Raw genomic sequence first — 20,499 nt, 5'->3', positions numbered from 1 at the left:
CTCATGAATTTTTGTTGTCTCTTTGGGGTTTCTCTTTTTTGTCTACATCAGCAGTAGTTGTAGATCCTTTATCTATTATTCTTCCTACTTTTTGGACTTCATCCTCATTCTCAATGTTTTCAATCTTTTCTGCTCCTTTTACATCTTCAATTCCTTTTAAACCGTCATTCTCGACAACTTGAGATGGCTCTTTTCTACTTTTCATGGTCTCAGTATTTGCTTTTAAACCCTTTACTATTAGACTGACCACTATTAATCCAAAAAGGTACCCTCCTATCAAATCTGTCACGCTGTGTTGAAACAAGTACAATTTTGTAAAACCAATTAGCATTGGAAATGCTATCAAAAATGAAATAGCGAATTTGTGTGAACGGAGATATGAAATCCCTCCTACTATGAAACTAAAGGCTACTGCTGAAGCAATGTGATTTGACGGGTAAGAAAATGCTTGAGCGAAGGGCATAAAACTATCTCGTTCTAGAGTAAATTTTTCCGGTAACGAGATTAACGGCACAAATTCTTGCTGGGGTTGTTCGACACCAAATAGTGGTTTGATATAGGTTACCAAAATTGTTATGGCAACAAGTGATATTAATAGAATCATTCCAAAGCGTCTTGTTCTCTTGATAATGGTGAGTACGAATCCTGCTATTATCAAATTAATTGTATCAGCGGTGGTAGTAACAATTATAAAAATTAGGTCAAAGCTAGGTTCTTGTATACTGCTAAAGAAATTTACTATAGATTCGTCTAAATTTTTTGTGATTCCAGATAAGGCTATTATACTAATTATTACAAACGAAATGAAAAAATATATTAAAACTGATAATCTTATATTCCAGAACGGGTTGGTATCATCTTTGTAGATTTTTTTTTGATTCATGGAAATACTTTTAGCTACAAAATAATACCTTATTGTATTTCCTCAAAAGATATATGTATATTCTATTTCCGAGAAAAAGAATCAAAAAACCTTTGATTGATCTTTCATTTGTTCTGCTATAGATGGGTCTTTGTCTACATAATACTTTACCATTCCTAATTTGAGTACCTTCAAAGATAACAATGCACATTTTATTCTAGCTGGCCCTAAATTGGTCAGTCCGATATTTTCCAGTATGTCGTCCTTTGTTATTTCCTTTATTTTAGTAAGTGGTTTGTTTGAAACCATTTCTGTCAACATGGAAGCACTTGCTTGACTAATTGCACATCCTCTCCCGTCAAATTTAATGTCTTTAATGATATCATTTTCAACTTTCAGGTCTATGGAAATTTCGTCCCCACATAAAGGGTTGCTGTCATTTATCCTAATATCTGGTTTTTCAATCTTACCCTTGTTCCTTGGGTTTCTATAGTGGTCGAGAATCATTTCTCTGTATATATCTTCACTCATGTACTGAATATCCTCCTAGCATGATTTAAAGCATCTATTAATATATCAATTTCCTCTTTGGTATTATATATATATAGACTGGCCCTGGAGGATGCTACGATTTCTAGCTTTTCCATGAGCACTTGTGCGCAATGGTGACCTGACCTTATGGCAACGCCGTAGTCATTTAAGATTGTAGCGCAATCATGAGGATGTATTCCATCCATATTGAACGATACCAGGCCTCCTCTATCTTTAGCATTTTTGGGTCCATATATTGTTGTGGATTTTACGTCCTGGATCTTGTCTAGCAAATAACTTGTCATTTCAAGCTCATGTTCACGAATGTTTTCCATCCCAATCTTATTTAGGTAATCGATAGCTGCATTAAACCCTATTACATCGGCTATGTTGGGAGTTCCTCCCTCGAATCTATAGGGAAGGTCATTGAATATCGTATTCTCCTTATGAACCTCCTTAATCATATCGCCACCTAAAATAAATGGTTTCATCTCTTCTAAAATATCCTTCTTGACGTACAATACACCGACTCCTGTGGGGCCAAGCATCTTGTGTGCTGAAAAAGCAAGAAAGTCACATCCTGATTGTTGAACGTCGGTTTTCATGTGAGGCACCGATTGAGCTCCATCTAAAAGAACTGGGATTTCTTTTTCATGTGCCATTTTTATGATTTCTTTTACAGGAAAGATGGTGCCCAACACGTTTGACATTTCACTAAGAGATACGAGTTTGGTCTTTCCATCTTCTTTTTTTGAGATCATCATGTCAAGATCTTCTAGGCTGATGTAACCATCATTATCTACCTCCAAATACCTAACCTTTGCATTCTTGTTATGACAAAGTGTTTGCCATGGCACTATATTGCTGTGGTGCTCATATTCAGTCAGGATTATCTTGTTGCCCTTTTTAATATTTGAATTTCCCCATGTATAGGCAACTAAATTTATAGATTCTGTAGTATTTCTTGTAAATATGATTTCTTCAGGATATTTAGCATTGATGAATTTTCTAATTTTTTCTCTAGTGTTTTCATACTCCTCTGTTGCCTCTTCTGCGATCTGATACACTGCTCTATGAATATTTGCGTTATATTCTGAATAGTATCTGCTAATTGAATCAATTACCTCTTTAGGTTTTTGAGTAGTTGCGGCATTGTCCAAGTATACCAACCGCTTTCCGTCTTTCAATTTCCTGTTCAGTATCGGAAAGTCCTGTCTAATTTTGTAGACATCGAGAAGAGCTTGCATTAATATGTATACTTCTCCAATTTAAGATATAAACTTAATATCGTCTGGCGCAATCTACTTCCTTTAGAATATCTGTCAAAGGAACTCAGTTTCCTTCCCTTCCTCCCTTCCTTCCATTTCCTTTGCGAAGGCAACTAACGGAAATTATTGATAAAGCCAACACCTTACCATGGTTTTGTCAACCTGAAATTTTGGAGGATCAACTACACATTTGTCAAAGACCTTGGGACATCTATCTCTGAATCTACAACCCTTGCCAACTGTAGATAAATCCGGAGGGTTCCCCTTGATGAATCGTATATTCTTATCAGACGAATGTAACTTTGGTATCGATTGAATTAAAGCCTGAGTATAAGGATGCAGAGGCTTTTCAAAAACATAGGAGGCATTTGCTATTTCAACAGCTTGACCAGCGTACATTATTATTAATTTGTCAACTAAATTCGGAATAAGGGATAAATCATGAGTAATTACTATGATTCTCATCTTTTTTTCTTTCTTTAATTTTTTTAACAATTGGAGAATCTGTGATTGTGTAACTACATCCAATGCGGTGGTTGGCTCATCTGCAATCAAAAGTGTAGGCTCTGCCAGCAAAGCGTTAGCAATACCAATTCTCTGCTTCATTCCGCCGCTTAATTCATGAGGGTACTTTTTGAGTACCAAACTTGGATCTAGTCCTACAGAATTGAGTGCGTTTTCAACAACTTCACTATGTTTATCCTTTGGTAGATCCTTTCTGTGGGTGTATAGAATTTCCCGCATTTGATTTTCAATTGTAAAAACAGGGTCAAGACTGTTCATCGAACCTTGAAACACCATGGCGATTTCTTTCCATCTATATTTCGAATCAAAATCTCTCATTGGAATTCCCAAAAGATTTTGATTTTCAAACAGAATGCTTCCAGATTCAACTGAACCATTTTCCGGAAGGGATCTCATAATGCCGTATCCAATTGTACTTTTCCCAGACCCTGACTCACCAATAATACCAATTCCTTCGGCCTCATTAATTGTAAATGATAATCTATCTACAGCTACTATGGTCCTGGTTTTCGTCTTGTATGTAATTGAAAGATCTTGGATTAACATCCTATTATTTTCCGAATTACTGTTTGTTGTTGTTTTTGTTGTTTGATGCGTGTATATTCAATAACGAGGTCTTCCATATTAAATTAGTTAGTTTTTTGATTCATCCATATATTGAAATCCTATATATTCAAGCTGACTAGTTAAATGTGAATGATTGAATGATTGAATGAAAATATTTAGTGATACTCTTGATTCCTTCAAACATATCTACTGGGATAACAGCTTTGTATACCGTTTCTTTTCTTTATTGTGTGCTCTTTGAGAATATATTTAATAATTTAAATGGCATAAAATTTACAGTAAATGACTTCCGAATATATTATATCGTGTATCAAAAAAAATGATCAGGGAAAAATCGAGCAAGTCGGAATTGATGGGGAGTTATTTGATGTAAATACAATTGCAGAAAAAATCTTGTCCAGGGAAAATTCTTACTTTATAAATGCAATGGGAATTAGGTTGAGGGTTTTTGCAGTACGAGATCCGCAATCTAATGATCTATACCTTTCAAGTACTACCAATAAAAAGTTACCAAATAGTCTTAACTTTCTACCTCGGTGTAAATAGATAGGCCGACTCATGTACCAAGTCCCATCGACACTTTAAAGCGATAAAAAAAACACATCTACTACAACTAGTGCCAATCTATCTGTCTGGTTGTAGAAAGAATTGGTCGGTAAATTACGATTCAAAGATATTTAAGTGCATTTCCTCATAAATTTTGTAGTGGTACTCAAGACTCCAATTTGTACTTTTGATGCTAAAACTGGTATTTTATGCAATTTGTGTGAAACCAAACTTGAATCGGGCCAAATAACCCAAGCAGATGTGGATAGTTCAATTATTCTTTCAAGACTAGCTCAAAAAAATTCGCTAATAAATAAGATGACTCTAATTTCTGGTAAGGAAATTGGAAATGAACAAGTATTGTTGCTAAAAACCTCTGATGTGAGGGTAATTAGATCAAATGAAAGTCTCAAAGAAATGATAAATAAAGGCTTTGGAAAGAACGTATGGATATTAGAAGCTGATTCAAACGATCGGAGATTTTTAGAAAACCTCTTTCATCCAGTACATTTGGAGAGCGTAAATTTTGTTTGGCTACCTGACGGAAGCAAGATGACAAGAATAGTGGTAGAAAAATCTGCATTTGATAAAATGGACAAGAATAAGCTTGAAACAATCAAAAAAATATCGATGGCTATTAGGAAGATCGATCTTATAGTTGAATCTGAAGACTGATTTTATCTTCTTCTTCTTCTTCTTCTTCTTCTTCTTTTATTGATTGGCCATAGGTAATTTAATTAAAAGGATATAGGTTCTTTTCTTCTGGTATGGCTACTACAACTCCCGCTAAACTGGGAAGGATTTCAAGGACACATTATGCTTCGCAACTGACTAGAGAGGATATTGGTTTTGAGGTAGTTGTTGCAGGTTGGATTGAAGATTTTAGGGATATTGGCAAACTTGGATTTATTATGCTAAGGGATGTAACAGGCCTCGTCCAGACTGTATTAAAGGGTGAAATTTTACTAAAGGCACGTAATATACCAAGACAGAGTAACGTTATGATTGCTGGAAAAGTACAGGAGACCAAGGCAAAAAATTTTGCAGTCGAGTTGAGTGTTAATGAAATAACTATACTTTCTGAGGCATCCTTGACCTTGCCCATCGATCCAACTGGTAGAGTTGAATCTAACCTGGATACCCGACTTGATAGTAGAGCCCTTGACCTCCGAAATCCGAAGGTGTTGGACATTTTTGTCCTTCGCTCAGGAATACTTCGCATTATTCGTGATTTTTTCTCTGAGAATAATTTTATCGAGGTGAATACACCAAAGATAATAGGTAGTGCAAGCGAAGGGGGATCTAATCTCTTTTCTTTTGATTATTTTAGGCGAAAGGGCTACCTTGCTCAGAGTCCACAACTATACAAAGAACAGTTGGTGCTTTCACTTGATAGAGTATTTGAAATCGCACCTTACTTTAGAGCTGAAAATTCTCATACCCTACGACATTTAAATGAGTTTTATAGTGTTGATATGGAAGCAGCGTACCTTGATTATACTGCCGTAATGGATTTGGTAGAAGACTTGGTAAAAAGGTTAATTGTTTTTACCAAGGAATCAAAACGAGTAAATGTTAAAAATCCAATACTTGAACCAAAAACATTTGAGGATTTAACACAAAAGCAATTTCCAAGAATAAGATACGAAGATTGTATCAACGAATTACAAAATTTAGGTGAGGAGGTTGAATTTGGTCAAGACCTTTCTGACGCATCATTAAAGAAACTTGGTGAAAAGTTTAGTAATTTCTTTTTTATAGTTGATTGGCCTTTAGATTTGAAACCATTTTATATTCATGAAAAGGAGGACGACCCTAAGATGTCTAAATCTTTTGATCTGCAATTTGGGTATTTAGAGTTGGTTTCGGGAGGAACCAGACAGCATGATGTAACCAAACTAAAGAGTAGGTTGGAGTTACAAGGACTTTCTCACGAAAGTTTCAAAGATCATCTGCGTGTCTTTGAATGGGGGATGCCTCCACACTCTGGATGTGGGTTAGGATTAGACCGATTAATGATGGTGTTGTCGGGAGTCAATAACATTCGAGAAACCGTCTTGTATCCAAGGGACACAACACGTATTAGTCCCTAATTTTTATTTCAATTTCTTCGATTTGAGATTCGTTGTCGTTTACCTGATCACTGGAAATAAAGCACCGCATTTCATCAGTAGTAGTTGACTTTATTATCCAAGGAACCGGATTTACTTTCATATAGGATTTATCTGTGCTAGATGGATATGGTTCTGAAGGATGGGAATGAAATATTCCTACGACTGATAAATTTTTTTTATCTGCAAGTTTGTAGATTTCAAAAAGCATATCGTCATCTATGGTAAATCGTACAATAGACGAGTCCCTGTTTTGAGCTGGGACTATCTCTTTGATTACAAATGCATTGCTTTCACGTTTTCCCAGTAGTATTGCACATGCTTCGAGCGGCTGGTTATCTCTTACAAATTCATCTAGGATTGAAATTTGACCTCTACTAACCAAGATTGATATGCCGTTACCCATATCTTCACTTTTTGTTAGTCATTTTATAAGTAATTTCATAAAGTCAAATAAAGAAAGTATTAATTATGCCACTACCACCTTTATCATGTTTATGACAGACTGGGATTTGCTTATGCCTGGAGCTGGACTAACGACTGTAGGAGCAGTTGGTGTAGCTGTTTCTTTGTCCGGGATTGCAAAAACTTTTATGGATGGTATGCATGCTGTTTCCATTCTCTGTATGTTTTTCGGTTTAATCCTTTTGACAGCGGGATTATTTAAGGATGGATTCCCGACATCAAAAAAAGCAAAAACCACGGCAGGAATTATTCTAATCCTCTTTATAAGTGCCGGTATTATGGGTGCCGTACAGGTTAGCGCTAAAGTCCCATCGATCTTCCAATTTATGGCTATTATTCTTACCATTAGTATTCCATCCCTTATCATTGTTGTAGCTTTACATAAAAAAATGAAACATTTTGTAAAAATCTCTACTGTTTGTGTGATTGTAATGGTAGTTGGTTCGGGAATTCTAATTTCTTCAATCTGGATAGCTGTTCCAGCTACTGCAGAACAAGCAGAAGGAGGGGAAGGAGAAGGAACCGGAGAAGGAGGCGGAGAAACGACTATTCCAAAAGTGGTTAATACTACTATTGTTCCTGCGACAATCCCTGCAGGAGCATCTGGACAGGGAAATCCTAGCTATGAACCTGCAGTTATAGAAGCAAAGAAAGGCGAGGCAATAGAATGGACCAATTTGGATAATGTTCCACATACTGTCACAAGTTTTGCAGATGATGGAATGTCATTTGACTCTGCGTTGATAATGACAAACGAAAAATATGTTCTAGATACCTCAACATTATCAGAATCAGAGTACGAGTACTTTTGTACCTTACATCCATTTATGAAAGCATCCTTTGCGCTTGGATAATGGACGCGAAATAACTAGCTAACAAACTAACCTATTTTTTAAATAGATTTGAAAAAAAACTATAAATTTTGTAATTCTAAGATTTTGAAAAAATCTTTTTGAAGGACGAAAACATGTTCCCGCTATCCTTGGGTGATTTTTCCTCATAGCACGCTGGACATATTGCTCTTAAATTCTCTGGTCTATTATCCTTTTTGGATCCACTTATATGAATAAAGTGGGGAGAGTTTGTACCTGACAATTTTTTTGAGCAAATCTGACATCTATGTTTTGCTCTTTCTAACACAATCTGTTTTATAGCTAGCGTCAATTCCTTGTACTTGTCTTTTTTCCTACTATTACTTCCTGCTGCATTCCCAAAGAAAGACAACAATATTATTATTTTGTTGTCTTAAATAAACCCTTTCTTAAGCGTAAAATTTTATTACTCAATGTGATGTTTTGGTTCTTGTAAGCTGTGGTGATAAAAGAAGATCAAACAGTCGGCGAGGAGGATACAGTGGTTTGCGTTTTCTGTGGAAATAGACTAGACCAGAAAATGGCTTGGGCACATGTTGATGGGGATGCTAATATGGGAGTCAAGAAAATAGAATACTTTTGTAGTCTGGAACACAAATCTGAATATTTTGGATCGTGATGGAGTCTTTTGTATACTGATGTACCGCAATTAACTAACCACTGCGACTATAATATTCACATCATTCACAAACAAACCTATATTTGAAAATAAAGGTGGCTCCGAGGGATAACATTTTTTAATCACAGATTTCATCAAAAATTTTTCTTCATAGCCAAGTAATTCTTGTTTGGATTATTATTAAAGTTTTGATCCAATAATCTAATAGGTTGGATCAAAATTTTTCTACTAGTTCGATATGGCACTCATGACCTCTGTGTTCCTTGTCTATCATTTTGGCTTCCTCGTCAGTTATGGGAAATCTTTCTTCATCCAGATGTTTAGAATCCTTCTCCAATAAAACGACCTTACACTTGTCGCAAATTAGCTGTTGGACCTTCATGGTAATGTATATAGTCTATTCTAAATTTTTTAAACCTTTGCAATAGTGTAAAATAGTTTCAATACTCTTGACTTTTTTTCTTCGGCGCAATGGATCTAGCATATATAAAATTCGATTCTATAAGTGAGGATTTAAGTAAAACGAGATATCATTCTAACGACCAAATGGACGTACTTCTGGATGTTTTATTTCTTGTTTTAGGTTTGTGATGTGTTTTTTCTAATACTTGATGTTTTAAACTTGCTAAAAATAGAACAAATTTAATGCTGGTAGGTACTAGTATGGATTCAACAGCTCGAAGGGGCCCTCGTACTGTATTAGACATAATGATCTCTCTTCGCAGACGAAAATATTTGAAACAGATTCATTTATGCACTTTGCACTGTCTCTGCATTGATTATTTTGATTATTGAGTTGTTCGAGAGACTGATTTTCACACTTTGCACTGTTTCTGCATTGATTATTTTGATTGTTGTCTTGTACTATATCCTTACTCTCATCAACCTGATTTTCCGTTTGGGCCTGTTTAGAAACATCTAGAAACTCTCCAGAATCAATTTTATCAGCAAATATATAATTGGTATCTATAACAAGAAATAGCGTAATCATAGTAATTAGAGTAAGAATCATAATATTCTTCATAATCAAAGTTAGTTTGCTTTTTTGATTTATTTATAATTCTTAAATCATTTTTGTACGTTTCCAACAAATTCTTGTTCTGAAACCTTTTTCTACATAAATAAAATTTTGAAAATTATTATTTAGCTAGGAAATATATTGCTAGTCAATGATTTTTATTGGCAGTTGGGTCTTTAAACAATATTGTCAGCTAACTTGTTAATGAATGGGGGAGTAAACTAGGATGCCTTCGGCTAAAAAAATTTGCATCGTTTGTGAAAAAAATATTGATATAGCTAGAGGAAATGAAATTAAAAGATGCTTTTATTGCAACAATACAATTTGTAACAAGCATTACAGCAACTGTCGAATTTGCTCTAAATTGATTTGCGATAATGAAGTCAGAAACTGTGATTATTGTGCTTCTCAACAGTGTAAAACTTGCACATTAAAATATAAGAATACTAAATCAAACGGTATTTCGCTATGCTGTTTGGAATGCTCAGAAGAAGAAAAAGAACATAAAAAGTCATTATTCTCTTAGACCAAATGCTACAATAGATCCCCCAATTTCCTCTCCGTCTTCCTCTTCCTCTTCGTCATTATCTACTTGATTGACCTTTTCCGTCGGTATAAACAACATACCATTTCCGATAGAACCGCCTACCGGAGAAATAGCAGCATTCACGTTGTAGTGCCACAAATCTTCCCCAGTTTCCTTGTCCATAGCTAAAACGATTCCATTTCTTTCATTGTTTCCAAACTCTATATATCCAGTATATAATACTCCATTAGAGATTAGCGGAGAAACACGTGGTGGATATTCCGTATCGATCTTCCATTTTATATTTCCGTTTTTTAGTTCAATTGCATATATGGTACCGTTTACTAAACCTTGCTCGATTGAATCGTCAGGTGCTTCTTTATGTCCACTAATCCCATCCGTGAAAAAGTTTAGTCCTCTGTTGGTTGCCGTTAAATAAATAGTATCGTTATCTATTGCATGATAATTATACACTCCGTATGACCAGATCATACCTGTTCCCTCTGGCATGGGGATCTTATCTGTCCCGATTTGATTGCCAAGTGTAGTCCACCAAATTTCATCTCCTGATAAAGCATCCATTGCAATCAAATTTCCTGCCTTATCATGTCCTATGACTATTTTTTTCACTGTTCCATTGTCAAATTTCACATTGCTAATGCTGCTTCCCCAAGAAGTATCCCAATCATGAGTATCCGGAACATCTACATCTAATACCGTACCGTGGGCAATAAATGGTGTTGCCCATTTAATTTTTCCCGATGGGATGTCTACTGCGGCCATATGATTTGAGTATAGGTTTGGGGTCATCCGAGTGGAAGCATTGAAATTAGGAGACGCACTACCTAGAGGAATGAAGGCCGTACCTGTATCAGGATCAATTGAGCCTCCAGACCATGCTGTAGCACCTCCGTTGGGAGGATTCTTGCCTACTTCTACCCACTCACCGGTAGTGGTTTCGATATTCCAAATAATATCTCCGTTTGTACTGTTTAATGCAGTAATGTTTCCTCTTACATAACCTTCGCCTGGTGGAAGTCCGCTTCCGCCTGAGCCTGCCAAAACATAGTCTTGCCATAAAAGTGGAGGGGAATTAATTACGTAACCTAAACTCGTATCACCCAATCTTTCGGATTCCCATATCACCTCTCCATTTGTAGCATTGATGGAGATGATCTTTGCGTCGGTTCCAACAGTAGCATAAATTGCTCCATTGGAATAGTACAATCCCATAGTTGGGCCTCCTTCGGTTTCTAACTTCCAATTAATATTTCCATTTGAGGTATCAAAAGAAACAATATTTCCAACATAGTCCTGAAAATAACCTGTATTCCCAACTATAATTGGAGGCTCCTGTATCTCAAAGGGGTTGTTTAATCTCCATTTTACCTCCAAGTTCTCAATATTGGATTTACCTATCTCGGTCTGATTGCTATTACGTGTTCCATATATGTCATGGTTGACAAAAATCCAGTTGTCTATATTTTCCGGCTCCATGCCGGTTTCAGATTTTGAGGGGTAAGTAATGGTAGCGATATTACTAGGAGTATGAACATTAGAGTTATTCATTGGGCTTTGCTTAGATTGATCTAAAGTAGCAAAAACTTGATCCAAAACAAAAAGACCTTGAACCATGACTAAAACAAAAGAACATAAAATAAGAGTTTTTATGAGAAAAAAATTATCACTTTTCATAACTTTCTTCTAAAATAGTACCAAACTAGGATAAAATCCTTTATTGGTGTAGTTTGTTTCAAACCAAAGCTCTTATAATGCATTGCCCATGTAATTCACAATGATTGGAAATCCAAATCTAGTTAGTGAATGTTAACCTATGTATCGGCTCTGTTCACTTAATATGTTTTATTTCATTGTTATGATAGTCTACAAAGAGCCGCAGCCAATTCCGTACATGCTTTAACTTGCAGTTCTTTATTCTACAAGGAAAGTAATCATCGAAACTTTCGGTTCTATCCTTGATATATTGCATCGTTCTTTCGATTACACTTTTCTCGTAAGAGGAATGAATATGGTGATCGAGTTTGAGAAACTGACAAGCCATGGGATACCAAGTCCCACCATCTGTAGAAACTGGGTGCTTTCCATGAACTTTGATCAAATTAGAAAGATATCTTTCTGCAACAAACATGTTTCTCTCTTTGGATATAGAAAGTGCGAGGATCTGTCTGTTTGCAGGCTCTATCGCCACCCAAAGCCAGATGTATTCTGACCCTACCTTCAACATTGTCTCGTCTACAATATATTCTAGAATTCTTCTTCTTGATGCTTTCAATTTTTGAGGCCTGTATTTTTGAATCCAATTCCAGATGGAGACATGGTTTCTTTTATACATCTGAGACAATCTTTCCGAGGCTTTTCTTAAAGATAAACCTGAAAAGTACAAATGCAACCCATAATATACATACCTTGAAGGTGTTCTGTTTCTGCTAATCATAAAAGAAATAGGACATCTTCAAGCTATAGGTTTATCGTTAAATGAACAGAGCCTATGTATCCAATTCGCTCACAATGTGAGGCAAGTTTGAAGGCTTTGTGAGAGAAGGAAAAGTCACCAGAATTATTGGAAAATTCCATATTTACCATATTTCTGTAAACTCAAATGAGAATATCGTACTATCACTACTGGTCTTATCAAAAAACTATCATTCTTGATTTTCAATATACTATGAATTACAAAATCGTTTAAACGGTTTCAAAAAAGGGGATAATTGATATGGACCGGGTGGGATTTGAACCCACGACCACCTACGTATCCTCTGCCTGTAGTAGCATGCAAGGCAGGTATTCTACCAGTCTAAACTACCGGCCCATTTGGTTTGTTTTATTCAAACATGTTTCACGTACTATTTTATTGTTTTTGAGTAATTGAATTATCTGACAAATATGTTATATACCTAAAGTGAATAATTTGAATTATGTCCAAACAATATTCAGATCCAAGTGTATTGTGTGAAACAGACTGGGTAAGTAATAATCTAAACAATAACCAGATCAAGATTTTGGAAGTAGACTATGATGTTGAAAATGCATACAAAGAGGGCCATATTCCGAATGCTCGAATGGTCTGGTGGAAGAGAGATATCAATGATCCTGACACCAGGGATATAATAAACAAGAAACAATTCGAAGATCTCATGTCCCGACTGGGAATCCAAAAAGAAGACGAACTCATTCTGTATGGTGATTTCAATAATTGGTTTGCCGCATTTGCTTTTTGGGTATTCAAGTATTTCGGTCATGAAAAGATCAAGATCATGAATGGAGGGAGAAAAAAGTGGGAAAGCGAGGGTAGACCGTACACCAAGGAAGAGCCGGTGATAACTCCCACCAACTACGTCGCTTCTGCACCAAATGAGGGAATCAGAGCATATCTAGATGATGTGAAGCGATCTCTTAGGAAGGAAGAGGTAGCGTTAGTTGACGTGCGTTCCGCAAAGGAATTTAAAGGAGAAATTACTGCACCGCCGGAGTACCCGATGGAGCACGCTCAAAGAGGAGGTCACATACCCGGGGCTAAGAATATTCCATGGCTACAGGCACTAAATGAAGATGGAACCTTCAAATCTGCTGAAGAGCTTGCGAAACTTTACGCCGATAATGGTGTATCTCCAAATAAGCACGTGATTTGTTACTGCAGAATAGGGGAGCGATCTTCTCATACTTGGTTCGTACTAAAATATCTACTTGGTTATCCGTCAGTAAAGAACTACGATGGCTCATGGACTGAATGGGGGAATATGATAGGAAATCCTATTGAAAAATAGACAGGAGCTTAAAATTGAGTGATTCTCGCCCATCAAATTCCCTTCTTGAGACAACTCCTATTAAGAAAGGCAGATTTTATTTTATCTTTGAGCAACCAAATTCCTACATACTTTATGACAAAACCAAACGGGGCTTGGAAGTCAAGGACAAATTTACGGATGAAAAAACCGGCATCGAGTCTTCACGCGGAATGATCTACGATATGGAAGGAACAGGCCATAAAGTAGCTATTAATTGGTTATATCCAAAATCAAGGTATGATATTAATACCGTAATAGAAGATGCAGAAAAAATGGAAAGAAAATACAGAGAAATCAGAGAGATGACTTGTCCAGATGATTTATAAAGTCGCTAAAATCAAACATAGGTTTTAATATCCTGCAATAAAGAATATTTTTATTCCATGTCTTTCTTGCTGTCAGATAAAGTCTGGGTCATGCTTTCTGAGGTTGCAAAGCGAGGTATTTATCCAACTCATGGGGCTAAGCTGGGGATATTCAGGTTACCTGTAGAACTTGTAAATCAATCAGAAATTACTGGCATAGTCAATGAGCTTAAAAAACTTGGATATTCATTGGATACATTTGCAGACCGAATATTTGTAACAAAAAAGTGGGTAGAAAAAGGTTATGATTTTTATAGTGGAAAAGAAGAATCGGCTGAACTCGACATAACTGTTGAAATTGTTACAGGCGAAGTTTTGGATCTAATTTATCAAATTAAACCAATAGAGCATTTTGGTGATTATTACTGGATTAAGAATTACAGACATACAGCTGATCGTCATGCAAAGATAATAATTGATAATATAATAAGGAACACCAAAATAGGTCAAAAACTTATTGGTTATTATCAAAAAATTCACAAGCTGAGTCAAGAAGATGCTATTAAGAAAATAGAACAAATTACTCCTTTGGCAGATTTATCTAAAGATCTCAAATCGGATCAAAAAGTGCTGTCTGGTCCTACTGCTTCGGCTGAGGTTGCCACTGCAAAACCCGGTGTAGAAGGTTCCTCAGATAGTATCGCCCAATCGCCATCAACCGCTGTTTCAACTCCCCCAGCTGCAACTGCTGTTCCATTGTCTGAGGATACTACCTTGCAGTTGACAGGAACAGGAACAGATCACGTTGCAGCAGAAGGTCCAATTGATACTGGTTTTAAATCAAAAAGACAGCCTGCAGGCAAGTTTAAGGGAATTCAAGTATGGGGACCATACGATCCACCAGGACAACTTGGAATTTGGGGTACAGATGTTTGTGTAGATTTCGATATCTGTATTTCTGATGGAGCATGTATTGATGCGTGTCCAGTAAACGTTTACGAATGGCTAGAAACACCAGGACATCCAGCTTCGGAAAGAAAACCATTCATGATAAGAGAAAAGGATTGTATTTTTTGCTTGGCCTGCGAAAACGTTTGTCCTCCTCAGGCAATAAAAATATTCAAAAAATAATTTGTCCTGAGAGAGCGTTAACTTATTTTACCTCTACAAAGAAGTTATTTTTGATAGTATAGTTTGACTTTGTATAAGGATAAATTATCCGTTACTGAACCGATTAGATTGGGGATTATTGGAGGCGGTCAGCTTGGTAAGATGCTGGCGGCCGAAGCTAAACGGATGTCCATGCAAGTGGTAATATTAGATCCCACAACAAGATGTCCTGCTTCCAGCTTTGCTGATAAAGTCATAGTGGGCAATTTTTCTGACGAGCAAAAAATATATGAACTAGCACATGAAGTGGATTTGGTTACTTACGAAATTGAATTGGCTAATTCCAGGGCACTAACCAATCTGGAGAATTCAGGAGTACAAGTTCATCCATCACCAAAGACACTTTCGATAGTCCAGAATAAACTTCGTCAAAAGAAATTTCTGAGAGAAAACAACATTAGCGTTCCAGATTTTAAGGAGGTACTCGATGAAGACCAGGTAGATAAAGTGTGTGCAGAATTCGGTTATCCGGTTTTACTGAAAGCATGTGAAGACTCGTACGACGGGAGAGGTAATTATCTCATTCGTTCTAGGGATGATATTAAAGGTGCACTAGAGTACTTTTCGGGTCGTGAGTGTATGCTGGAAAAATATGTTAACTTTAAAAAGGAGCTTTCGATTATGATTGCCAGAAATCCATCTGGTTGTATCTCCTATTTTCCTGTGGTTGAGAATATTCATGAGGACCATATCCTAAAGACTACTATAGCGCCGGCACAAATTACTGCTATGGCGGAGAAAAGAGCGATTGATTTGGCCGTTAAAACAATGGAGTCTCTTAAGGGATCCGGTATTTTTGGTATCGAGATGTTCTTAGATGAGGATGATGAGGTATTAATTAATGAAATAGCTCCTAGACCTCATAACTCCGGACATTATACTATAGAAGCATGTTCGGTATCTCAATTTGAGCAACATCTAAGGGCTATTCTAGATTATCCCATGCCACAACCAACATTGGAATCAAAAGCCGTAATGATAAACATTTTGGGTCCTGAGGAGGTTTCAGGTCCGTACACATTGAATGGAATTAGAGATACTTTAGCTTTACCTGGCGTGAGAATACATCTTTACGGGAAGGAAGAGACGCGTCCAAAGAGAAAACTTGGACATGTAACTATTCTAATATCAAATACTAATCCACTAGTTGTAAGAGACATGGTAGAAAGAAAGCTCTCAGTACAGGGAAAACAAAAAATGGCATAAAAATTCAAATCTATGAGATGAGAAGGTACCTATCAGCATTTGGAAATCTTAAAACACAATAAAATCACTAACGAATCTGTCAAAAATTCTGCAATACGCCGTAAGGTTCATAAAAATAAATCAAAACAGCCTCCTAGGGTGGGAATAATTATGGGTAGTGATTCCGATTTGGAGATTATGAGTGAAGCCGCAAAGATATTATCCGACTTTAAAATCCCACATGAGGTAAGGATCGTCTCGGCTCATAGAACACCTCAAGAATTGTACCAATATGCCGAGTCGGCCGAATCACGAGGTATTAGAGTTATCATCAGTGGAGCCGGTGGGGCCGCCCATCTTCCAGGCATGGTCGCTTCTCTTACACCACTTCCTGTTATTGGTGTTCCAGTATGTAGTCCAACAAACCCAGTTGGAGGAATTGACTCTTTATATTCTATCGTTCAGATGCCCCCAGGAGTACCCGTAGCCACAGTTTCAATCAATGGTGCAAGAAATGCAGGAATTCTAGCCTGCTCAATACTATCTGCTACCGACCCAGTTCTACTTGACAAGGTAAGCGAATTCAAACAAAAGATGCGGAATGAAATAAGACTAAAGAATGAAAAATTAGACGAAATGGGACATGAGGAATATCTTGAACAGTACAGGAAATCACACAAAGGAAAATAAACGTATTAGAAATACCTTGTTGTAAAAAGATATACAGTGACTAAGAATATAGCGATAATTGGGTGTGGTGCTATAGGTTATGAGATTGCAAAAAGCATAGATGATCGAAATATTCCAAATTGCAGGGTTTGTGTGTTATTTGATACTGAAAGGGAACAATTGGATTATCTAGAAAGTGATTTAACCAATAAACCAGATGCTATGTTTGACCGTTTTGATGACTTTATTACTTCTGATATTTTTAGCAAAATTGACTTTGTTGTAGAGGCTGCCTCGATCGAAGCCGCTCGGCGATATTCAATTAAATTACTACAAGAAGGAAAAGATATGATGATAATGAGTACTGGTTCTTTTTCTGATCCTACATTTAGCAAGGAGATTCTCAACCTTATACATAACGGAGGTAGAAGGGTATATTTACCATCAGGTGCAATCGGAGGTGCAGATATCCTAAGAGCAGTAAAGGGTTACATTGATGAAGTTATTTTGACAACTACAAAAAGTGTTAATTCAATTAAGGGTGCCCCATATTTTTTAAAACGAGGCCAAAATGCCGATAGCATATTTGACAAGACAACCATTTTTGAAGGCTCTGCAGAAGAAGCGATTAAAGAATTTCCATCCAACATAAATGTCTCGGCGTTAGTCAGCCTTGCTGGAATAGGCTTTCAAGACACTAGAGTTAGGGTAGTTGTTGATCCTCTCATAGAAACAAATCGGCACGAGATTGCAGTAAAATGGAAATATGGAGAATTTTATATTAAAATCAACAATCGCCCAAGTCCTTCAAATCCCAAAACAAGTTACCTTGCAGTATTATCCGCAATTGAATGTTTGAGGTCAGCTCTAGTTAACGATATACAGATTGGTTCATAATAAAAATAAGAATTCATCTTGTAACTATGAGAGTGGTATAACCTCTGCTTTCTTTAACTATGTTACCTTCTAACTCTTCCACCTTTACGGTTATAGATATTGCATCTTCTGTATCAAACTGAACGGGCTTTAGAACAATGAATTCATCTAATAAATCAGATGATTCAAAACTCTTGTTACTATATTTAACTTCGACTTGACTGCTAGATCCTAATAAAAATACAGAATCTTTGTCATAATTACAAATCCTTACCTGCCTGTTATTTCTAGGAAAAGATTTCAAATTTAGTTTGATAGGTTTTTTTTCATGAATAATATATCTATTCTGATTTGCAGAAGTAATGTCAATCTTAAAGGGATATCCTGCTGTTGTTTCAGCCATCTTATTGATCCCGTCATTCATTATTATATCGATCTTCTTAATTGTATTTCCAAACCTTGTAATCCAATCATTTGTATTTTTAACTATATGGTCTATGGTGTCCTTTCTGGTTTTTGTTTCACTTTCAGAGAGCTGATACCGGTCTACCCAGTCCTTATAATCCATACTGATGTCTGTTATAAACTCACTACACGTATTTTGATAATCCTCAATGCTAGTTGCTCTTTCGGAATCGGTGTCGGATGCAAACATCGCTGGTTACAATAAGTTGCTGTACTTATTTATTAAACTTTAATTTCATGGTATGCTATGGATGAATTCTCGAGATTGCTTGAGGACCTAAAAAATAACATAGCGATAAACAAAGAGTTTTTCAAAACAACCGTCATTAAGAATCCCTCTCTAGTTTACTACAAGCTAAACGAGTTGTCAAAGTTTGTTGGATCCAGGTATGATGTAGATCTAGAAATTCATTTTCCAACTCAAAAAAAAATTTATGATATTGATAATTATGGTACAGAAAACCTCAGCATCATAATAGATAAATTTAGGAAAGCGTTTCCAATATCAAGATCAAGTATCAAGGAGGAGGCCAATAAAACATTTGGATCAAATATTGTAGTGGTTGATGCGTATATGTATGAGGGTAAGGAAGGTGTAAGAATAAAATTTCCTAATACTGGTAATGGTGGAGGCGGAGGTAATGAAGCCCCATCATCAAGAATTGAGATTTTGCCAGGATCGTTTCACTTATGGACCAGTCTAGATGATAAGATAGTGCAATTTTGCAACTGGCTGATGCTGAATGTTTATCATAACAGATCTAAGAAGTAAGAATCACTCTAACAAAAAATAATGTAGTTTATTGTACCACCAGATTAAAGGTAGCCCCCTCCACAAAGAAACTGAGATCTTCTCCGGAGGCGGTCTCAAGAGTAATCTGGAGCAACTTTAATCCTGGAGTTTCAAAGGTGTATGAGAATTGCCCTGTTCCGTCATTTGCTCTTTGATTTGTGGCTTCATCAATTACTGTTCTATTTTCATCCATTACTTTATAACCATAAGTTACTCTTTGAACGAGATTGTCATGCTCGTCAGTAAATACAACACCGAAGTTAGTTGTATTACCAGCCATGATATCTACTGGTTGCCATAACAGCTGTATGTTATAAGTTCCCCTGGGGGTTTGAAGGTTCAATGGGGGCACTGGAATTTCGATTTGTGTTTCTGGTAGAGGAGGTTGACCAGTTCCGGTGTCTGTCAGTTCATAAGCATATTGAATAGGGGCAACACCTGTAGTTACATCTGCATAAGTCTCTGCTTTAACGGGGTAAGGCAGATTGCTATTGACATATATGTTACTAGTGGCACCCTTCTTATAACTAATTATAGTTGTATCAAATGTTCCGGCAGGAGTAGTTACTTTAGCGGTTCCAGAGGGTCTAATTTCTGAGCCTCCAATTGCTGCAATTTTTCCCCATGATGGGGAAGTTAGTGATTGGCCAGGCTTGGGAACAAAAGCTGTTAGCCAACCCAAAGTGGTGGCATATGCTCCTCGATACTCATTCATTTCACGAGGTATTGGTGATGTTCCTAAAGCAGTTAGGTCGAGATCACTTAGATATAAAGTCCCATTAATTACCTTTCCGCTATCCACGACGTATGTGGGAGCGATCCAGTATTGGCCTGTGGCATTATATTCTTTAAAATATATTGTCATAGTAAAAGGTTGACCCTGATTTGTGTCTGCATTCCTTATTTCATACGTGTAATAGGTATCTTCTTGGACACCCTTACCAACATACCAATTATTTGATTGTCCGAAGGCACTTTCGCTTAAAACATCAAACTGTATTGTAGAGATGGCAAGCATAGTTATTAAAAGAATTACTGTTATTTGCTTTCCGCTTTTTCTACTATTCATTTGTAATTATATAGGAATAAAACACTTTAAATGTTTATAACTAGTATATTTGAATAGACCGACCAAAGAATAAAAGTTAAATTAGTATCTAAAATAATATTATTTACAACATGTGTAATTGCTCTAAAATTCACTTTTATGATGTGGATTTTAAACTATACGGTATGAAAGTAGTACCATCTTGCAAAAACTGCGGAGACCCCCTCAGTGATGATCAAGCCTCTAAATTCGAAAAGGACTTGATGAAGTAT

Annotated in this window: 24 protein-coding genes and 1 tRNA gene; 12 read left to right on the top strand and 13 right to left on the bottom strand. The window is 36.5% G+C overall.

The window, feature by feature from the left end; translation table 11 throughout:
* Position 1: 1 nt before the first annotated feature.
* The 4 genes from NFRAN_RS02190 to NFRAN_RS02175 all read right to left on the bottom strand — a co-directional run bounded on the left by NFRAN_RS02190 (position 2) and on the right by NFRAN_RS02175 (position 3,732).
* The gene (locus tag NFRAN_RS02190) at positions 2-883 is read right to left on the bottom strand and encodes a phosphatase PAP2 family protein (protein WP_134482878.1); all 882 of its coding nucleotides are present in this window, start codon (positions 881-883) and stop codon (positions 2-4) included.
* 81 nt (positions 884-964) lie between these two features.
* Positions 965-1,393: a Fe-S cluster assembly sulfur transfer protein SufU gene (sufU, locus tag NFRAN_RS02185; RefSeq protein ID WP_134482877.1), complete on the bottom strand. Its 429-nt coding sequence runs from the start codon at positions 1,391-1,393 to the stop codon at positions 965-967.
* Positions 1,390-2,640 carry an aminotransferase class V-fold PLP-dependent enzyme gene (locus tag NFRAN_RS02180; protein WP_134482876.1) on the bottom strand — a complete coding sequence of 417 codons (1,251 nt, stop codon included), beginning with the start codon at positions 2,638-2,640 and terminating at the stop codon, positions 1,390-1,392. Before NFRAN_RS02180 ends, sufU begins: the two co-directional genes overlap by 4 nt.
* A gap of 144 nt (positions 2,641-2,784) precedes the next feature.
* Positions 2,785-3,732: an ABC transporter ATP-binding protein gene (locus tag NFRAN_RS02175; RefSeq protein WP_134482875.1), complete on the bottom strand. Its 948-nt coding sequence runs from the start codon at positions 3,730-3,732 to the stop codon at positions 2,785-2,787.
* Between the two features lie 303 nt (positions 3,733-4,035).
* Here NFRAN_RS02175 and NFRAN_RS02170 point away from each other — a divergent pair, with 303 nt between their 5' ends.
* The 3 genes from NFRAN_RS02170 to aspS all read left to right on the top strand — a co-directional run bounded on the left by NFRAN_RS02170 (position 4,036) and on the right by aspS (position 6,392).
* Positions 4,036-4,299 (top strand): DUF3892 domain-containing protein, encoded by a 264-nt coding sequence (locus tag NFRAN_RS02170; protein WP_134482874.1) that lies wholly within the window; start codon positions 4,036-4,038, stop codon positions 4,297-4,299.
* A gap of 159 nt (positions 4,300-4,458) precedes the next feature.
* Positions 4,459-4,974: a transcription elongation factor NusA gene (locus NFRAN_RS02165; protein WP_145987990.1), complete on the top strand. Its 516-nt coding sequence runs from the start codon at positions 4,459-4,461 to the stop codon at positions 4,972-4,974.
* A 92-nt stretch (positions 4,975-5,066) separates the two neighbouring features.
* Complete coding sequence (aspS, locus tag NFRAN_RS02160) at positions 5,067-6,392, top strand: aspartate--tRNA(Asn) ligase (RefSeq protein ID WP_134482872.1); 1,326 nt, start codon at positions 5,067-5,069, stop codon at positions 6,390-6,392.
* On the opposite strand, the gene NFRAN_RS02155 is transcribed toward aspS, so the two are convergent.
* Positions 6,382-6,816, bottom strand: coding sequence for a M67 family metallopeptidase (locus NFRAN_RS02155; RefSeq protein ID WP_134482871.1), 435 nt, complete (start codon positions 6,814-6,816; stop codon positions 6,382-6,384). The genes aspS and NFRAN_RS02155 overlap by 11 nt on opposite strands.
* Here NFRAN_RS02155 and NFRAN_RS02150 point away from each other — a divergent pair.
* A complete protein-coding gene (locus NFRAN_RS02150; protein WP_134482870.1) occupies positions 6,803-7,729 on the top strand; it encodes a cupredoxin domain-containing protein in 927 nt (308 codons plus the stop codon). The two genes, NFRAN_RS02155 and NFRAN_RS02150, sit on opposite strands and share 14 nt — an antisense overlap.
* 76 nt (positions 7,730-7,805) lie before the next feature.
* Here the strand turns inward: NFRAN_RS02150 and NFRAN_RS02145 are convergent, their stop codons facing one another.
* Positions 7,806-8,099, bottom strand: coding sequence for an HNH endonuclease (locus tag NFRAN_RS02145; RefSeq protein WP_172602050.1), 294 nt, complete (start codon positions 8,097-8,099; stop codon positions 7,806-7,808).
* Between the two features lie 87 nt (positions 8,100-8,186).
* Between NFRAN_RS02145 and NFRAN_RS02140 the strand changes: the two genes are divergently transcribed.
* A complete protein-coding gene (locus tag NFRAN_RS02140; RefSeq protein WP_134482868.1) occupies positions 8,187-8,366 on the top strand; it encodes a hypothetical protein in 180 nt (59 codons plus the stop codon).
* Positions 8,367-8,580: 214 nt separating this feature from the next.
* Here the strand turns inward: NFRAN_RS02140 and NFRAN_RS13520 are convergent, their stop codons facing one another.
* From NFRAN_RS13520 to NFRAN_RS02120, 5 genes are all read right to left on the bottom strand, one after another.
* Positions 8,581-8,748, bottom strand: coding sequence for a hypothetical protein (locus NFRAN_RS13520; protein ID WP_172602049.1), 168 nt, complete (start codon positions 8,746-8,748; stop codon positions 8,581-8,583).
* A 276-nt stretch (positions 8,749-9,024) separates the two neighbouring features.
* Positions 9,025-9,390: a hypothetical protein gene (locus NFRAN_RS02135; RefSeq protein WP_172602048.1), complete on the bottom strand. Its 366-nt coding sequence runs from the start codon at positions 9,388-9,390 to the stop codon at positions 9,025-9,027.
* A gap of 508 nt (positions 9,391-9,898) precedes the next feature.
* Entirely contained in the window at positions 9,899-11,479 is a 1,581-nt protein-coding gene (locus tag NFRAN_RS02130) for a PQQ-binding-like beta-propeller repeat protein (protein ID WP_172602047.1), read from the bottom strand.
* A 280-nt stretch (positions 11,480-11,759) separates the two neighbouring features.
* Entirely contained in the window at positions 11,760-12,365 is a 606-nt protein-coding gene (locus NFRAN_RS02125) for a DDE-type integrase/transposase/recombinase (RefSeq protein ID WP_134482865.1), read from the bottom strand.
* A gap of 280 nt (positions 12,366-12,645) precedes the next feature.
* A tRNA-Ala gene (locus NFRAN_RS02120) sits at positions 12,646-12,740 on the bottom strand.
* 106 nt (positions 12,741-12,846) lie between these two features.
* Between NFRAN_RS02120 and NFRAN_RS02115 the strand changes: the two genes are divergently transcribed.
* The 6 genes from NFRAN_RS02115 to nadX all read left to right on the top strand — a co-directional run bounded on the left by NFRAN_RS02115 (position 12,847) and on the right by nadX (position 17,942).
* Positions 12,847-13,695 carry a sulfurtransferase gene (locus tag NFRAN_RS02115; RefSeq protein ID WP_134482864.1) on the top strand — a complete coding sequence of 283 codons (849 nt, stop codon included), beginning with the start codon at positions 12,847-12,849 and terminating at the stop codon, positions 13,693-13,695.
* A gap of 14 nt (positions 13,696-13,709) precedes the next feature.
* Complete coding sequence (locus NFRAN_RS02110; protein ID WP_134482863.1) at positions 13,710-14,042, top strand: hypothetical protein; 333 nt, start codon at positions 13,710-13,712, stop codon at positions 14,040-14,042.
* Between the two features lie 57 nt (positions 14,043-14,099).
* Positions 14,100-15,152 carry a 4Fe-4S dicluster domain-containing protein gene (locus NFRAN_RS02105; protein ID WP_134482862.1) on the top strand — a complete coding sequence of 351 codons (1,053 nt, stop codon included), beginning with the start codon at positions 14,100-14,102 and terminating at the stop codon, positions 15,150-15,152.
* Positions 15,153-15,221: 69 nt separating this feature from the next.
* Positions 15,222-16,397 carry a 5-(carboxyamino)imidazole ribonucleotide synthase gene (gene purK / locus NFRAN_RS02100; protein ID WP_172602046.1) on the top strand — a complete coding sequence of 392 codons (1,176 nt, stop codon included), beginning with the start codon at positions 15,222-15,224 and terminating at the stop codon, positions 16,395-16,397.
* 93 nt (positions 16,398-16,490) lie between these two features.
* Entirely contained in the window at positions 16,491-17,066 is a 576-nt protein-coding gene (gene purE, locus NFRAN_RS02095; RefSeq protein WP_425321218.1) for a 5-(carboxyamino)imidazole ribonucleotide mutase, read from the top strand.
* A gap of 36 nt (positions 17,067-17,102) precedes the next feature.
* Positions 17,103-17,942, top strand: coding sequence for an aspartate dehydrogenase (gene nadX, locus NFRAN_RS02090; protein ID WP_134482860.1), 840 nt, complete (start codon positions 17,103-17,105; stop codon positions 17,940-17,942).
* A 13-nt stretch (positions 17,943-17,955) separates the two neighbouring features.
* Here nadX and NFRAN_RS02085 read toward each other — a convergent pair whose 3' ends face one another.
* On the bottom strand, positions 17,956-18,576 hold the full coding sequence (locus NFRAN_RS02085; protein ID WP_134482859.1) for a hypothetical protein: 621 nt from the start codon (positions 18,574-18,576) through the stop codon (positions 17,956-17,958).
* A gap of 57 nt (positions 18,577-18,633) precedes the next feature.
* On the opposite strand from NFRAN_RS02085, the gene NFRAN_RS02080 reads away from it, so the two are divergent.
* Positions 18,634-19,158, top strand: a complete 525-nt coding sequence (locus NFRAN_RS02080; RefSeq protein ID WP_134482858.1) for a hypothetical protein — start codon at positions 18,634-18,636, stop codon at positions 19,156-19,158.
* A 28-nt stretch (positions 19,159-19,186) separates the two neighbouring features.
* Here the strand turns inward: NFRAN_RS02080 and NFRAN_RS02075 are convergent, their stop codons facing one another.
* Positions 19,187-20,248: a hypothetical protein gene (locus NFRAN_RS02075; RefSeq protein ID WP_134482857.1), complete on the bottom strand. Its 1,062-nt coding sequence runs from the start codon at positions 20,246-20,248 to the stop codon at positions 19,187-19,189.
* Positions 20,249-20,499: the final 251 nt, after the last annotated feature.

The organism is Candidatus Nitrosocosmicus franklandus, assembly GCF_900696045.1.
Lineage (GTDB): Archaea > Thermoproteota > Nitrososphaeria > Nitrososphaerales > Nitrososphaeraceae > Nitrosocosmicus > Nitrosocosmicus franklandus_A.
This window is presented reverse-complemented; position numbering and strand designations above follow the sequence as displayed.

Coding starts and splice junctions, on each gene's coding strand:
- NFRAN_RS02190 (WP_134482878.1), bottom strand. CDS start 883: ATGAATCAAAAAAAAATCTACAAAGATGATACCAACCCGTTCTGGAAT.
- sufU (WP_134482877.1), bottom strand. CDS start 1,393: ATGAGTGAAGATATATACAGAGAAATGATTCTCGACCACTATAGAAAC.
- NFRAN_RS02180 (WP_134482876.1), bottom strand. CDS start 2,640: ATGCAAGCTCTTCTCGATGTCTACAAAATTAGACAGGACTTTCCGATA.
- NFRAN_RS02175 (WP_134482875.1), bottom strand. CDS start 3,732: ATGTTAATCCAAGATCTTTCAATTACATACAAGACGAAAACCAGGACC.
- NFRAN_RS02170 (WP_134482874.1), top strand. CDS start 4,036: ATGACTTCCGAATATATTATATCGTGTATCAAAAAAAATGATCAGGGA.
- aspS (WP_134482872.1), top strand. CDS start 5,067: ATGGCTACTACAACTCCCGCTAAACTGGGAAGGATTTCAAGGACACAT.
- NFRAN_RS02150 (WP_134482870.1), top strand. CDS start 6,803: ATGCCGTTACCCATATCTTCACTTTTTGTTAGTCATTTTATAAGTAAT.
- NFRAN_RS02155 (WP_134482871.1), bottom strand. CDS start 6,816: ATGGGTAACGGCATATCAATCTTGGTTAGTAGAGGTCAAATTTCAATC.
- NFRAN_RS13520 (WP_172602049.1), bottom strand. CDS start 8,748: ATGAAGGTCCAACAGCTAATTTGCGACAAGTGTAAGGTCGTTTTATTG.
- NFRAN_RS02135 (WP_172602048.1), bottom strand. CDS start 9,390: ATGAAGAATATTATGATTCTTACTCTAATTACTATGATTACGCTATTT.
- NFRAN_RS02130 (WP_172602047.1), bottom strand. CDS start 11,479: ATGAATAACTCTAATGTTCATACTCCTAGTAATATCGCTACCATTACT.
- NFRAN_RS02125 (WP_134482865.1), bottom strand. CDS start 12,365: ATGATTAGCAGAAACAGAACACCTTCAAGGTATGTATATTATGGGTTG.
- NFRAN_RS02115 (WP_134482864.1), top strand. CDS start 12,847: ATGTCCAAACAATATTCAGATCCAAGTGTATTGTGTGAAACAGACTGG.
- NFRAN_RS02105 (WP_134482862.1), top strand. CDS start 14,100: ATGTCTTTCTTGCTGTCAGATAAAGTCTGGGTCATGCTTTCTGAGGTT.
- NFRAN_RS02085 (WP_134482859.1), bottom strand. CDS start 18,576: ATGTTTGCATCCGACACCGATTCCGAAAGAGCAACTAGCATTGAGGAT.
- NFRAN_RS02080 (WP_134482858.1), top strand. CDS start 18,634: ATGGATGAATTCTCGAGATTGCTTGAGGACCTAAAAAATAACATAGCG.
- NFRAN_RS02075 (WP_134482857.1), bottom strand. CDS start 20,248: ATGAATAGTAGAAAAAGCGGAAAGCAAATAACAGTAATTCTTTTAATA.